The sequence below is a fragment of the Cyclobacterium sp. 10D3-21 genome, from assembly GCF_055809755.1.
The window spans coordinates 5,152,145-5,168,360 of the sequence record NZ_CM147924.1; the positions used below are offsets into that span (position 1 = coordinate 5,152,145).

Consider the following 16,216-nt stretch of genomic DNA (forward strand, 5'->3'; position numbering starts at 1 on the left):
AATTAAAATTCCTGTGTTTGTAGTTTCCTATAATAATTAGACCTTCCCTGGTCAGTAAGAATTCCGTGTATGAAATGATCTAGAATTGCCAATTGGCAATCGAGAAAACTGGAGCTGGATTTCGAATAATTAGAAGAAAATGAATTCGTGATTTGATCCATTCGCATATATGCCAAAAGCTCTGAATTAATTTCCTTTCGGAAATCCCCAGATTGCTTTCCCTTTTCCAGAACCATTATAATATTCTGAAGCACTTTATCTGTCTTGAATTCATTAATCTTAACCCAACATTTAGGATAAAATCTTTGGATATCTTGCATTAACAATGGATTCATACTGGTAAAAACTTCCCTTAAATACCTTGTCATTCGTAATAAATGGTCAATTGCACTTTCATCAATGGTTTCCATCTCATCTAAATCACACCTGTATTCTTTAATTGATGCCTCTATTGCAGCATTGACCAAATCCTCCTTACTGGCGAATTCTTCGTAGATGGTTTTTTTGGATATTCCAGCAAGTCTGGCTATTTCATCCATCGTAACCGCCCTGACCCCAAACACTAAAAAATTCTTTAATGCTATTCGAATTATATTTTCTCTCGTCTCCAAGTGTCTCCTAATTAATAAACCTAGAAAATAAACTAGAGAAACTATCAAAAGGTTCAAAGTTTCTTCAGGTAAATCTATTTTTTTACTGAGTTAAATTCATAACTCTGCAAAGGAAGTCTATATTTTTTGTAAAAATGCTATATTAAATTGGGTATTTCAAGATTTTTATACTTCAACATTACCCTGTAAATGCTTAAAGATTTGAGATTTTAGTTGCCAAACTTCTGTCAACTCCTGATTTAAACAAGTTATCGTATCTAAAGGCTGTCTTACTGCACTTCTACTGCATAATTTTAAAACCAATTTTGTACATTTGCTCATTCAAAAAAGCTATTGATCCCTTTATGAAGATTTTGTTTTTTCAATCCCCGGAGAAGACCCTTTACGCCCTGGAAACCAATGAGGCGTTAAAAAATAGTGAACTGGAGAAACTAAACTGGCTTTTCGGAGGCGCCGATTATTTGGAAGACCTGGAGATTTCTGGTGAATTTATCGGTCCCAGAAAGGAAATGATTACCCCATGGTCTACCAATGCGGTAGAAATTAGCCAGAATATGGGAATAAAAGGGATTCTGAGAATTGAAGCCTTTTACCCATGGACTGAAGGCAGTACCTTCGACCCCATGCTTCAAAGACATTATCAAGGTTTGGGGCAGAATGTCTACTCAATTGCCAAAACTCCTGACCCTATCCAATATATTGAGGACATTAGCTCCTATAATGAAAAGGAAGGATTGGCATTAAATGCTGAAGAGGTAGTCTATTTAGAAGGTGTAAGCAAATCGCTGGACAGGCCATTGACAGACAGTGAAGTGTTTGGCTTTAGCCAGGTAAACTCAGAACATTGCAGGCATAAAATCTTCAATGGTACTTTTATCTTAGATGGTGAGGAAAAATCCATGACGCTGTTTCAGTTAATCAAAGAAACTTCCAAAGCCAATAAAAATGGGATCGTTTCGGCTTACAGTGACAATGTTGCTTTTGTAAAAGGCCCGAAAGCCTTACAATTTGCGCCAAAGTCTTCCGATAAAGCAGATTATTTTGAGATTAAAGAAATAGATACCGTTATATCCTTAAAAGCAGAAACCCATAATTTCCCTACAACAGTAGAGCCTTTTAATGGCGCTGCTACAGGGTCAGGGGGAGAAATCAGAGACAGGATGGCAGGTGGCACAGCCTCTATCCCACTGGCCGGTACGGCAGTTTACATGACTTCTTACCCTAGATCAGAAGCGGGAAGAAGTTGGGAGAAGGACCTTTCGGAGCGAAAATGGCTCTACCAATCCCCTATGGACATCCTTATTAAAGCGTCTAATGGTGCCAGTGACTTTGGAAATAAATTTGGTCAGCCAATCATTTGCGGAAGCCTTATGACTTTCGAGCACAATGAGGATGATCTAGATTGGGGTTTCGATAAAGTAATCATGCAAGCTGGAGGAGTTGGTTTTACTTCAGCCCCTTATAGTCTTAAGAAAAATCCCGAAAAAGGTGACCGTATAGTCCTGATGGGCGGCGACAATTATAGAATTGGCATGGGAGGCAGTGCTGTTTCCTCTTTGAATACTGGTGAACTTAGTCTTTCCTTAGAGATGAATGCCATTCAGCGGTCAAACCCTGAAATGCAGAAAAGAGTATCAAATGTCATCAGGGCTTTAGCTGAAAGTGAGGACAATCCTATCGTATCCATACATGACCATGGAGCAGGTGGCCACTTAAATTGCCTCTCAGAATTGGTAGAGAATACTGGCGGAACCATTAATTTGGAAAAATTGCCTGTTGGAGACCCTACCCTTTCTGCCAAAGAAATCATTGGAAATGAGTCCCAGGAAAGAATGGGATTGGTAGTAAAAGAGGTTCACCTTGACAAGATAAAAAAGATTGCTGACCGAGAAAGGGCGCCATTTTATAATATTGGCCAAACTACTGGGGACATGCAGTTCAAATTTGAAAACACCTTAACAGGAGAAAAACCTGTTGATTGGAGTTTGAATCATATGTTTGGGTCTTCCCCAAAAACTGTTTTGGTGGACAAAAAGGCCAAGCAAAATTTTAAAGCACCTGAATACAAAATTCAGGATTTTGAGCAGTATTTAACCAATGTGCTGCAATTAGAAGCAGTAGCTTGCAAAGACTGGCTCACCAACAAAGTAGACAGGTCAGTTACTGGTAGGGTGGCCAAGCAACAAACAACTGGCGAACTTCAGCTTCCATTGAATAATGTGGCAGTGATGGCCATGGATTATTCAGGAAATAAAGGAATAGCTACTTCCATCGGCCATTCTCCTATAGCCGCTTTGGTAAGTCCTGAAGCCGGCTCCCGATTGGCAATAGCGGAAGCACTTACCAACTTAATATGGGCACCACTTACCGCTGGACTAAAAGGGGTTTCCCTAAGTGCCAACTGGATGTGGCCAGCCAAAAATGAAGGGGAAAATGACAGGTTATACCGGGCAGTTGAATCCACAAGTGATTTTGCTATCGCTTTGGGGATAAACATTCCTACTGGAAAAGACTCCTTGTCCATGACTCAGAAGTACCCAAGTGGCCAAACGGTAAAGTCTCCAGGGACAGTTATCATATCCACTGTTGGTGAATGTTCAGCCATTAACAATGTTATTTCTCCTGGCCTGAAGGCTAGCCCTGAATCATCATTGTTGTACATTGATTTGTCTAAGGATGAAGCAAAATTAGGTGGCAGCTCCTTTGCCCAATCGCTAAATAAAATTGGCAACGAAGTACCAGACATAAAGAATGCAGCCTATTTCAAAAGTGCCTTTGCAACCATTCAAGACCTTATTAAGCAAAATAAAGTACTAGCTGGTCATGACATTTCATCTGGTGGTTTGATCACTACTTTATTGGAAATGTGTTTCCCTAATCAAAATACTGGGATAGCCATTCATGCTTCAAATCTTAAGGAAAAAGATTTGATCAAAGCCTTATTTGCAGAAAATCCGGGCTTGGTCATTCAAGTAAAAGATGCAGCCGATATCACTACATTCTTAAATTCTAAAGGAATTTCAGCTGTGGAAATTGCAACTGTAAATGCTACAGGCGCCATTAAAATTGATGGTTTAAATAAATCTTGGGAAGTATCAGTGTTGAGGGATATTTGGTACAAATCTTCTTACCTATTGGACCAACAACAGTCTGGAAAAACCCTTGCAAAAGAAAGATTTGAAAATTACAAAAATCAACCTTTGACTTATAACTTTCCTGAGCAATGGAAAGGGACTTACGAAGCATTGAATTTGAACCCCAATAGGAAAACAACCACGGGCGCCAAAGCAGCGATTATTCGTGAAAAAGGCGTCAATGGGGACAGAGAGATGGCCTATTCATTATGGCTGGCCGGATTCGATGTCAAAGACATCCACATGACAGACCTTATATCTGGAAGGGAAAACCTTGAGGATGTAAACATGATTGTGTTTGTAGGTGGCTTCTCAAATTCAGATGTTCTTGGTTCTGCCAAGGGATGGGCCGGAGCTTTTCTTTACAATGAAAAAGCTAAGAATGCATTGGACAACTTTTATGCAAGGAAAGACACACTCAGTTTAGGCGTATGTAATGGTTGCCAGTTGATGGTAGCTTTGGACCTTATCAATCCTGAGCATGAAAAGAAAGCCAAAATGCTTCACAATGAAAGCCATAAATTTGAATCTTCTTTTGTGAATGTGACTATTCCTGAAAATGAATCCGTCATGTTCGGCACTTTATCTGGTCAGCGACTGGGTGTTTGGGTGGCACATGGCGAAGGAAAATTTGACTTGCCTTCTGAAAAAGACAGTTACAATATAGGAATGAAATACTCCTATGAAGCCTATCCCGGTAACCCCAATGGATCGGATCACAATGTTGCAGGACTGGTATCAAAAGATGGACGTCATCTTGCGATAATGCCTCATATAGAGCGGGCAATTGCACCTTGGAACTGGCCTTACTATTCTGAAGATCTTCAGAAAGAAGACGTAAGCCCATGGATAACTGCCTTTATTAACGCTAAAAATTGGGTTGAAGAACATAGTTCGCTTTAATCATTTGTTTATAAATTAAAAAATAGGCTGGCTTTCTGATTACTTCAGGAAGCCAGCTTTTTTTTGTAGGAACTCTCAATGTCCCCTAAAAACTTGATTGCAGGATAAGGCTCTATTAAACCCGAAATATGCAATAAACAATCTATTACGTGCTGAAATCGCTTTAAAATCAGCCACTTCGTTGCTGTTTTCAATTTCACCATAGCGGTGCTATGCTAAAATCTCCAAACAGCCTGATTTTCTTGCGATTACAACACTCATCACGAATTCTATTACATAATCCGGGTTAAAAAATCCGGTTGAATCGACCCAGCGAACCCTTTTGTACCTATTTTCCACTTTTTTTCATTACTGGTTCAGATATTGTAGCCATTCTTTCGTAGTAATAAAAAGTCAACATTATTGTAAGTTTTTAGTTGATTAAGAACAAGAATTATTTTCAGATTCGTTTAAAAACCAGTATATACTATGCAAAACCAACCACTTTTAGAAAAGTTAAAGCTTGGCGATTTATCAATAGCCAATAGAGTTGTAATGGCTCCTATGACAAGAAGCAGAGCGGACAATCCAGAGAAAGCCCCTACTGAACTACATGTAAAATATTATACCGAAAGAGCTTCGGCAGGTCTTATCATCACTGAGGGTTCTCAAATTTCTCAAGAGGCGGTTGGATATATCAATACCCCTGGCATCCACACGAAAGCACAGGTAGAAGGTTGGAAAAAAGTGACAAAGGCTGTACATGATGCGGGTGGAAAAATTTTCATACAATTGTGGCATGTAGGTAGGATTTCACATCCTGATTTCCATGAGGGAGCTCTTCCATTAGCCCCTTCTGCGATAAATCCCAAATCGAAGTCATTTACCCCAAAAGGATTCAAGGACACTGTCACACCTAAAGAAATGTCTATTCCCGAGATTAAACAAACCATAGCGGATTTTAAAAATGCAGCGGCCAATGCATGGGAAGCAGGATTTGATGGAGTAGAAATTCATAGCTCGAACGGTTATCTATTGCATCAATTTTTCAGCAGAACATCAAATGTGAGAATGGATGAATATGGAGGAAATATAACCAACAGGGCCAAAATTCTTTTCGAAATAATAGATGCAATAAAAGAAGTTGTACCAGAGAACCGGATATGTGTAAGATTAAATCCTTCACTTAGTGGGATTTTTGGAATGACGATGGACGAAGAAAGTATTCCTACATTTGACTATATCATAGAAAACCTTAATAGGTATGAATTGGCTTATCTCCACCTTTCCGAACCCTTTAATGATGTTTCGGAAATACCCTACGCGGAAACTGATATTGCCAAAAGGTACCGACCGATTTACAAAGGAAAAATAATTATAAATGCAGGTTTTGATCAGCAGAAAGGCAATCAATTTATTTTAGAAGGCCTGGCAGATGCAGTAGCCTTTGCAAAGTTATATATTTCCAATCCTGATTTGGTAGAGAGGTTTGCTAAAAACGAAAAATTGGCTCCCTGGGATGAGGCTACTTTTTATACGCCTGGAGCAAAGGGATATACAGACTACCCCAAACTAGAAGAGAAATAAGGTGATTTAACCTCAAATAAAATTGTTGTTTTTATATAAAACCTCACTGTTGCTAATCTACGGTGAGGTTTTTTTCATAAGTGGTTGCTCTGTTTTCCCTACAATTATCAGCATTGTTTTAATAAATTACCTTACGCCGAGTACAGGGTTAAGCCTTTAAAAGGAACAGAAATCGATAAGCTAATTTAGGAACCAAATGGCGCAAATTAAGGTTTTAAGTTCTATACAATTTGATATGAATTATTCTATTTTAGATTTAGCACTACTCAAGGAAGGACACGATGCTGCAGACGCTTATAAAAGGGCATTGGATGTGGCAAAAAATGCAGAATCCTGGGGATACAAGCGATTTTGGTTAGCAGAGCATCACAATATGCCTTATGTGGGAAGTTCAGCTCCTACTATATTAATGGGCCATATCGCTCAGGGGACGAGCACCATTAGAGTTGGATCAGGAGGTATTATGCTTCCTAATCATAGCCCCATGATTGTGGCTGAGCAAATCGGAACACTTGAAACCCTCTATCCAGGCAGAATAGATCTTGGACTGGGTCGGGCTCCTGGCACCGATCAAAAAACCGCTTCCGTTTTAAGAAGAGGAAGGATGCAGACCGTTCAGGAATTCCCTCAGGATTTAGAGGAGTTGCAAATGTTTTTCTCTGATGAAAACATGGATTCCCCTGTTCGTGCTTACCCCGCCGAAGGGCTTAATGTGCCCATTTATTTATTGGGCTCAAGTATGGACAGTGCATTTATGGCTGCAAAAAAGGGGCTACCCTATGTTTTCGCAAGTCATTTTGCTCCTGCCTATTTTGCCCAGGCATCCACCTATTACAAACAAAATTTCAAACCTTCTCAACAAAGCAAGCATCCAATTCTAATGGCATGTGTAAATGTAATCGTTGCAGACACGGATGAAGAAGCCGAATATTTGGCCACTTCATTTTATCAAATGGCTTTAGGCATTGTAAGAGGTAGATCCTACCCTTTGTCTCCTCCAGTGAAAGACATGAGTGAGATTTGGTCCCTTCAGGAAGAAGCGGCCATCAAACAAATGACGAAATTTGCTTTTATTGGAAGTTATGAAAAAGTCCAAAAAGGCTTAGAAAGCTTTATTGAACAATATGATTTGGATGAGGTGATGGTAACCACGAATATCTATGACCATGACAAAAGGCTGAAATCTTTGAATTATACTTCAAAGGCTTTAAAAGCACTTTCTAAGCAAAACCAGTTTTAAGCTATATTTCTTTTAAACATGAGGCCAGGTGGTTTTTTTCACCTGGCTTTTTTTATGATTTTTAGCCAAATAGGCAATAGACCTTCAATTACAGAAAGGGTTTTTCGAGTAAAAACCTTAAGAGGCCATAGAAAACCCTAACTTTTATTATTTCCACCTCATTATCAGCTAATTTATCCTTTCGGAACGCTTTAAGAAGTGCCCTTGGAGACCCTAAAATAAAAAGTACGGATTAAAAGTCGTGCATAGACAGTTTTACAACAAAGCTCCAGATATCCTTAAACTTAACTTGCTAAACACTAGTAAAATACCTAGGTATTGGAACAAAACAGGGCTGTGATTGAAGTGTATTTCATTTTTTTTCAAATTATTTTATCCCACTTGTGATTATTTTCTTAAAATGACGAATCATTAAGAAAAATAATCCCAATGACACTTTCTCAAAACAAGCTTTCGGATGAATTCTTAAAATATCTTGAACAAAATAAAGGCATCCTTTACAAAGTAGCCAGATCATATGGAAACAATGAGGATGAAATTAAAGACCTAATTCAAGAAATTTCTATCCAAGTTTGGAAGGCTTTTCCAAAGTATAAACAAGAATTCAAATTCTCAACGTGGTTATATCGCATTGCTTTAAATGTCGCCATATCGAATTACAGAAAGGAAAAGGTTCGAGCCCAAATAAATTCTCCTATGGAAGATCAATTTATCCAGATAGCGGCTCCAAAAGAAACCACTCAAAACGAAAACATTAAGCAACTCTACCTCTTAATAAGCGAATTCAAACATTTCGATAGGGCCTTAATGTTGCTTTACTTGGAAGAAAAAAGTTATGCCGAGATTGCCGCTATAATGGGAATATCTGAATCCAATGTCGCTACGAAACTCAGTAGATTAAAAAAGAAATTAAAAGAAAAATTTTTAAAATAAACCAATAATAAAAATGAAAGAGCAAAATATTCTCAATTTATGGAAAGCACAAGACAGCAAAATTGAACAGATTTTGAAGTTGAACACTGAAATTCTCAAAGAACAAATAAGTCAAAGGTCTAAAAAAGCGCTTGTTGGCCTCAAGGCCGAAAAAATCACGGGATTGGTATTCGGTATACTTTACCTAATGTTTCTGGGGTCGGTATTGACCTATACAATAAAGTACGCTCCATTTGCAAACAATATTTTCCTGGTAGCTATTGCCGTAATTTTTCTTATCAATATTAAAGTATTTATTGATTACATTAAGCACCTGGTTATGGCCAACCAAATCGATTTTACAGGACCTGTTATTGCCATACAGCAAGAGTTAGTAGAATTAAAATTCAACCTGATTAAAGACATGCGTTTCTGGTACCTACAACTACCCTTTTACACGCTATTTCAGCTTGGTTTTATAGATTTATCTTCCAATATCCCAATTGTGTGGCTTAGCCTTCAACTTACAATTACGCTCCTATTCACAATTGCTGCTATATGGATTTTTATTCGAATGAAACCAGAAAATGCCTCTGATAAAAAGATAAAATGGCTTATTGATATGGCAGGCGGGAAACAAATTGAAAAAGCGACGGAACATTTAATGGAAATCAATAAATACCGTTAATAAAAATTAAATGCAGTAAAGACTGTTCGATTTATATTTCGCTGTAGGATAATGCCTGCGAATCAGAGTGGCTAAAAGGGATTTAGCGAAGTCAAACCAAATGCTAATAACAGTAATTGGTTTGACTTTGCCATAAGGCACACTAAAGGATTCCATTGCCTTACATAAAAACCCCCACTAATAGACTTATCTACGTATAATGTTAATTGCATTTTTGCGTAAAAATCACCAGTTTGGGAGCAGTTATACATTCAAACTTACTATTTGATCCAGAATAGGTAATGGTCCATCTATTGTCTATTTCGGGTTTATCAATCGAACTGCTTATCCATAAAATGAACCCATGATGAGAAATTTACTCCTTTTGTTTTTTGTATTCACTTCTGTCTTTGTATCCAAGGGAGAGACCAAAGACCCACTTGGAAATGTAGTGATAACTTCCGATAGGGATAAAACCCAAGTACATAGCAATGCAAATGGGAAATTGCTTGTAAATGTATCGCCTAAGGACGTCCTTAAATTCAAAGAAAATAAATTGGTTAAGTACAGTGACTTTGGAGCCAAAGGTGATGGAAAAGCAGATGATATAGATGCCATCGCCGGTGCGCATGCTTACGCCAATGAGCATTCTCTAAAGGTAAAAGCAGATGATGGTGCAAGCTATTATATAGGGGAAAAGGATCGAACAGCCTACATCCAGACAGACACTGATTTCGGATCAGCTACCTTTATCATTGACGATACCGAGGTTGATAATCTCAAGGCCCCTATTTTCACTGTTAATTCTAACCTGAAGCCTTTTAAACTTGAAGGGATAACTTCGCTTAAAAGGAATCAGAAAAAAATAAAAGCTTCCTTGCCGGGAACATCACTGATTACCGTATCCAATTCCAAGGTGAAGCACTACATACGATATGGCAGTAACCAAGACAATGGTTCTTCACAAACAGATATTTTCATTGTAGATAAGAACGGTAAGGTAGATATGGATGCTCCCATAATCTGGGACTTTGATGAAATCACAGAAATAATGGCTCTTCCGATAGATGAGGAAACGCTAAATATCACCGGTGGACACTTCATCACAATTGCCAATAAAGCTGAATCGAAATACAACTATTACAGTCGGAACATATTGGTAAACCGCTCCAATGTAATAATCGATGGACTTGAACATAAAGTGACAGGAGAAGGTGACCATGGCGCTCCTTATGGGGGATTCCTGAGTATAAGAAATTGTTCTTATGTAACAGTAAAAAACACTATCCTCACCGGACACAAAACATACAAAACCATTGGGTCGGCTGGAAAGCCAGTAACCATGGGCACTTATGACATCCTCGTAGGAAATTCCCTGAACGTATCCTTCATAAACTGTAGCCAAACAAACAGCATCGATGACAGGGAATATTGGGGAATTATGGGTTCAAATTACTGTAAAAATCTGCTCTTTGACAACTGTACATTTTCCAGGTTTGATGCCCATAAAGGAGTTGCAAATGCCACCATTCGCAACTCAACATTGGGGCATATGGGCATAAATGCCATTGGCAGCGGAACATTAATTGTGGAAAACTCTACTTTACGTGGAAGAAGCATCATCAACCTCCGTTCTGACTATGGCAGTACCTGGCAAGGAGAATTAATTATCCGTAACTGTACCTTTATACCTAATGGAGGTAATGAAACCAGTGCTTCGCTCATTAGCGGATCTTATTCTGGAATGCATGACTTTGGCTACACCAGTTATATGCCGGAAAAAATCACCATAGAAAACCTACATATAGATGATTCCAATCATCCCAATGACTATAAAGGACCTGCTATTTTTACAAATTTCAATTCTAAAAATACAAGCGATTCCTATAAGGAAAAGTATCCCTACGTTAAAACCAAAAAGGTTATCCTGAAAGATGTTACCACTGAAAGTGGCAAAGACATAAGGGTAAGTGATAATCCATTCATGTTTAAAGAGGTAAAAGTTATTACCAAATAATATAACCTTTCGCCTTTATTTACAAAAGGACTGAAGTGAAGCTTTGTTAGGATCTTTTATTTGAACGATTTCATAACAAGTTTCCCTTTCGCTAACGCAGGAATGCAATGTGGCCACAAAAAGTGGTTCAATTACATGATTATCTAGCCATTTGAAGACCGATAGAAAATAGAAAGAAAACCATTGAAATAATCAGAGATGATTTTAGGTTTATCTCGAAGTTAAAAAACTCACGTAGTTATTCTATGTGAGTTTTTTTTGTTCCCTGCCCTAGTTCAGCACGTGCCGATAATATGTTAATCCAAAATATATAATAGGCCTTCTAACAGCTAATTTTCACTTTCCTTTAGAAAGGTCAGGACAGGCTTAAAAAGCCAGGAGATCCAATTGCAAAATCCAGGTCCAACATAAAAATATTGTCTTTGACATGGTATCATTATGAGGTTCCATAACAGTGTCAACAGACTCATTGTTAATTGGTTTCACCAAGTTGCGACATTATTTAACCAAAATTAGAAACCGAACCTTTTCAAGTTCTACAAAAAAAATTAGAAAATATTTACTTTTTTCAAGCCCAATAAAAAGTCTGATTATGCAAAATCTATTTTTGAAAAACCGCAATTAAACACAATTAAAAGCTATTTTATCTTTATTTAATAACAAAACAACGGACAGACCACCAGTCATATAAATTTTTTTCCTTTCATCACACTTTTTATTGGAATGCTTTTTGATTAACTGATAAATCGAAACATTCAAATGGTCAATATCAAACAAACAAGACCATAAGAATAATAAAATTTTATATAAATAATGAGACTAATAAAATCAAAATTCAACAGAAACATTTTGTTGATTTCGCTAATTGTAATAATTTCTTCGGTAAATTATTCTTGCGACAGTAAGGGAGAACAGGTAGAAGTAGAAACACTTTCATTACCGGTAACTACTGTAAAGAAAGATTCTGCAGTCACTACTTTCGAATATTTGGGAGCCGTTGAAGGTAAGGTAAACGTTGAGATTCGTCCCCAAGTTGAGGGATTATTGGATAAGATTCATGTAGATGAAGGAGATTTTGTAGAAAAAGGGCAGCTATTGTTTAGTATCAATGCCCTGCCTTATGTGGAGCGTCTCAAAAATGCGCAAGCAGCGGTAGAGGTAGAAAAAGCGAAACTCGAAAATGCCAAAATAGAAATGGAAAGGCTACAGCCTCTAATTGACCATGAAGTGATCTCCGAGGTGCAAATGAAAACGGCACAATCGAATTACGGAGTAGCCAAGGCATCTCTTGCGCAAGCCGAAGCCTTAAAAGGTACAAGTGAAATAGACATGCAATTCACGCAAATAAAAGCGCCTGTAAGCGGTTATATTGGCCTAATACCAATGAGAGTAGGTAATTTATTGTCCAAAGGAGATGATGAGCCAATCACTACTTTATCAGAAATCAGCGAGGTTTATGTTTATTTCGCCATGAGTGAATCCAATTACTTGTTTTACAAAAAAATGAAAGAGGATTCTACCGCTCGTCGATTAAATCCGAATGTTAAATTGATTCTGGCAGATGGGACTATTCATTCTGAAGAAGGAGTAATCGATGCTGACGCCGGACAGATAGATCGAAACACAGGAGCCATTACTTTAAGGGCAAAATTTAACAATCCAGATAAACTACTGAGAAGTGGAAACACAGGCAAAATTATTTTGGAACAAATCCATCCAAGCGTATTGATGATTCCTCAGCAATCAATTACCAAAATCCAGGACAAAAACTTTGTCTTTATACTGAAAGCTGACAGCACTGTGAAAAGAAAAGAGGTAAATATTTCAGGCAAAGCCGGTCAAAATTATATTTTAAAAGAGGGCGATCTTTCTGAAGGAGAAACCATCATTCAATCTGGTGTAAATAAAATCAAAGACGGGATGAAAGTGGAAGCCTACCAACTGACAGCTACTCCTTAAGCTTTCCGCTATAACGCTGAAAATTAACTACCACCAACTTTTAGATGTATGATTAAGAAAATAATTGACAGGCCTGTCCTGGCCTCTGTTATTTCAATTTTGATAGTTATCGCTGGGTTAATCAGTTTGATGCGCCTACCAGTAACCAGATTTCCAGACATTGCCCCTCCTAGCGTAAATGTGGGTGTAAGTTATCCAGGTGGAAATGCTGAAACGGTAGCCAAATCAGTATTGCTCCCATTAGAGGAAGCGATTAACGGTGTAGAGAACATGACCTACATTCGTTCCAAAGCCACCAACTCCGGCAGAGGAAGCATTAATATTTTTTTCAAACCAGGTACTGACCCTGACATTGCGGCTGTCAATGTCCAGAATAGTATTTCAAGAGAGATAGGTGAACTTCCTCCGGAAGTAATTCAGGAAGGAATTTCAGTGGTGAAACGGCTAAGCGGCAATATAATGACGATTAACATTATTGCTGAAGACGAGGATTCTCCCTATGATGAAACTTTTATCCAGTCCTATTCCAGGATCAATGTAAAACGAGAACTATTAAGGGTGGAAGGTGTAGCCCAAGCTTCATTTGTGGGGAGAAGAACTTATGCCATGAGGGTATGGCTAAACCCTGAAAAGCTTGCGCTTTATGGACTTGTTCCCCAAGACATCACCAGTCAAATCAATGACCAGAATTTTGAAGCCGCCCCAGGACGCTTTGGAGAAACTTCTGAGGAGATTTTTGAAACCATTATCAAACATAAAGGACGGTTCAGTACTCCTGAGGAGTATGAAAACATTGTCATCAAATCAAACAAAGATGGATCCATACTCTATTTAAGGGATATTGCCAGGGTAGAGCTGGGAGCTTCGAATTTGGGCAGTGACAACACCGTGAATGGTAAAGCTGCAGCTACGATTAACATTACGCAGACCAGTGATTCTAATGCCAAAGAAATAGATCAGAAAATCCGGGAGGTAATGGAGAAAATCTCCAAAAATTTCCCTGAAGGAATAACTTATGAGATTTCTTATTCAGTAAGAAATCAAATAGATGAATCTATAGACCAGGTAGTACACACCATCATTGAGGCTTGTATTCTGGTATTCATTGTCGTTTTTATTTTCTTACAGGATTTGAGATCAACCATCATTCCTGCCATTGCCATACCCGTATCGCTGATAGGTACCTTTTTCTTTTTACAACTGCTCGGTTTCTCAGTAAATGTCCTCACGATGTTTGCGCTGGTTCTTGCCATTGGCATTGTAGTGGATGATGCGATCGTGGTGGTAGAGGCTGTACACCACAAGATGACCCATGGTAAGATGCCTGCTAAAAAGGCCACCATTGAGGCAATGAAGGAAATATCTACTGCCATTATATCCATTACCATTGTAATGGCGGCTGTTTTCGTACCAGTAGGATTTATGGAAGGTCCAGTCGGCCTGTTTTACAGGCAGTTTGCCTATACATTGATTTTTGCTATCCTTATTTCAGCTTTAAATGCCTTGACCTTAAGCCCTGTTTTATGTGCACTATTGTTGAAGCCAGCTAAAGTTTATGAGGATAAATCTGCAAGTAAATTTTCGCGCATAAAGCACAGGGTTTTTACTTCCTTCGAGACAGGGTTTGATGCCTTCACCAATAAATATGTGAACGCAGTAACATTCCTGCTTCATAAAAAATGGATACCCCTCAGTGCTTTGGTAGTATTGTTGGCCCTTACCGTTATAATGTTCAGGAATACACCAAGTGCATTTATACCATCCGAAGATGATAGTTTTTTAACCTATTCTCTTACCATGCCTCCTGGCTCTTCTTTGCATAGAACTTCAGGACCAATGCATCAGGTAGACTCTATTCTTAGAGCTCATCCTGCTATAAGGAGTGTCAATAGTATTTCGGGATTTAATGTAATGGAAAATGCACCCAGTCCCTCTTTTGGAATGGGTTACATCAACCTTAAACCTATCGATAAACGTGGAGAAACACAGGAAATCAATTCTTTAATTTCTGAATTGATCAAAGACTTGTCACATATTCCAGAGGCTGAAATCAATGTTTTTGCAAGACCTACTGTTCAAGGTTTTGGTGAATTCTCCGGCCTGGAGATGATTATCCAAGACAGGGTGGGTGAAAACTTTACAGAATTTAATCTGGTAGCAGACAAATTTATCGCTGCCGTAAATGAAAGACCTGAAATCGAAAAAGCTTTTACCACCTTCAATGCTAATTTTCCCCAGTACCAAATGAACATTGATTATGTAAAAGCAAAAAACATGGGGGTGAGTGTTCGAGACATGATGAAATCTGTACAGGCCTATTTTGGAAGGCTGCAATCGGGAGATTTTAATCGATTTGGCCGACAATATAGGATTTTTGTACAAGCAGATATTCAGTATAGAACCGAGAAAAAATCCTTAGATGCGATTTTCGTGAGAAACAACCTTGGAGAAATGGTGCCTGTAAACACGATGGTTACCCTGGAAGAGGTAAATGGACCGGAAATAGTAAATCGCTACAATCTATTTAATTCCATAACCGTCAATGCCACACCAGCAGAAGGCTACAGTTCAGGAGACGCTTTGGATGCCATAGAAGCAATAGCAGCAGAACTTCCTACCAATTATAGTTATGAATGGACAGGAATGAGTCTTGAAGAAAAAGAGTCAGGTTTTCAAACAGCAATTATTTTCATTCTAAGTATTGTGTTTGTTTTCTTCCTTTTGGCAGCCCAATACGAAAGTTATTTATTGCCCTTTGCGGTATTGCTATCGATTCCTTGCGGGCTTTTGGGTGTATTTGTCGCCATAAATTTAGCGGGAATTGACAACAATATATATGTACAGGTAAGTATTATCATGCTTATAGGATTACTGGCCAAAAATGCAATTTTGATCGTCGAATTTGCCGCTCAGAAAAGGAAACAAGGCTTGAGTATATTCAATGCTGCTATCGAGGCTTCTCGTTTGCGAATCAGGCCAATCATCATGACATCCTTTGCATTTATTGCAGGGTTGATTCCTTTGATGCGAACCATGGGAGCATCTGCACAGGGAAACAAATCGGTAAGTATTGGCGCAGCCGGGGGAATGCTCTTCGGGGTAATTCTGGGGATTTTTATCATCCCTACCCTTTATATGGTTTTCCAGTATTTGCATGAAAAAACCAGAAGAAATTCAGGTAAAAATAGTCCTGTCGAAGCTTAAAAT

The 16,216-nt window shown here is 38.4% G+C and carries 9 protein-coding genes; 8 read left to right on the forward strand and 1 reads right to left on the reverse strand.

Annotation, left to right across the window (positions count from 1 at the left end):
• Positions 1-2 precede the first annotated feature (2 nt).
• Positions 3-611, reverse strand: a complete 609-nt coding sequence (locus tag AC0L7T_RS19860; RefSeq protein ID WP_473337805.1) for a TetR/AcrR family transcriptional regulator — start codon at positions 609-611, stop codon at positions 3-5.
• Between the two features lie 344 nt (positions 612-955).
• Here AC0L7T_RS19860 and purL point away from each other — a divergent pair, with 344 nt between their 5' ends.
• The 8 genes from purL (at position 956) to AC0L7T_RS19900 (ending at position 16,213) form a co-directional block, all read left to right on the forward strand.
• On the forward strand, positions 956-4,648 hold the full coding sequence (gene purL / locus AC0L7T_RS19865; protein ID WP_473337806.1) for a phosphoribosylformylglycinamidine synthase: 3,693 nt from the start codon (positions 956-958) through the stop codon (positions 4,646-4,648).
• 468 nt (positions 4,649-5,116) lie between these two features.
• Positions 5,117-6,214 carry an alkene reductase gene (locus AC0L7T_RS19870; protein ID WP_473337808.1) on the forward strand — a complete coding sequence of 366 codons (1,098 nt, stop codon included), beginning with the start codon at positions 5,117-5,119 and terminating at the stop codon, positions 6,212-6,214.
• Positions 6,215-6,449: 235 nt separating this feature from the next.
• Positions 6,450-7,454 carry an LLM class flavin-dependent oxidoreductase gene (locus AC0L7T_RS19875; RefSeq protein WP_473337809.1) on the forward strand — a complete coding sequence of 335 codons (1,005 nt, stop codon included), beginning with the start codon at positions 6,450-6,452 and terminating at the stop codon, positions 7,452-7,454.
• Positions 7,455-7,883: 429 nt separating this feature from the next.
• Positions 7,884-8,387: an RNA polymerase sigma factor gene (locus AC0L7T_RS19880; protein WP_473337811.1), complete on the forward strand. Its 504-nt coding sequence runs from the start codon at positions 7,884-7,886 to the stop codon at positions 8,385-8,387.
• A 13-nt stretch (positions 8,388-8,400) separates the two neighbouring features.
• On the forward strand, positions 8,401-9,054 hold the full coding sequence (locus AC0L7T_RS19885) for a hypothetical protein (protein WP_473337813.1): 654 nt from the start codon (positions 8,401-8,403) through the stop codon (positions 9,052-9,054).
• A 346-nt stretch (positions 9,055-9,400) separates the two neighbouring features.
• Positions 9,401-11,050, forward strand: coding sequence for a hypothetical protein (locus AC0L7T_RS19890; protein ID WP_473343386.1), 1,650 nt, complete (start codon positions 9,401-9,403; stop codon positions 11,048-11,050).
• Between the two features lie 813 nt (positions 11,051-11,863).
• Positions 11,864-13,009 (forward strand): efflux RND transporter periplasmic adaptor subunit, encoded by a 1,146-nt coding sequence (locus AC0L7T_RS19895; RefSeq protein ID WP_473337814.1) that lies wholly within the window; start codon positions 11,864-11,866, stop codon positions 13,007-13,009.
• A gap of 48 nt (positions 13,010-13,057) precedes the next feature.
• Positions 13,058-16,213: an efflux RND transporter permease subunit gene (locus tag AC0L7T_RS19900; RefSeq protein ID WP_473337816.1), complete on the forward strand. Its 3,156-nt coding sequence runs from the start codon at positions 13,058-13,060 to the stop codon at positions 16,211-16,213.
• Positions 16,214-16,216 lie beyond the last annotated feature (3 nt).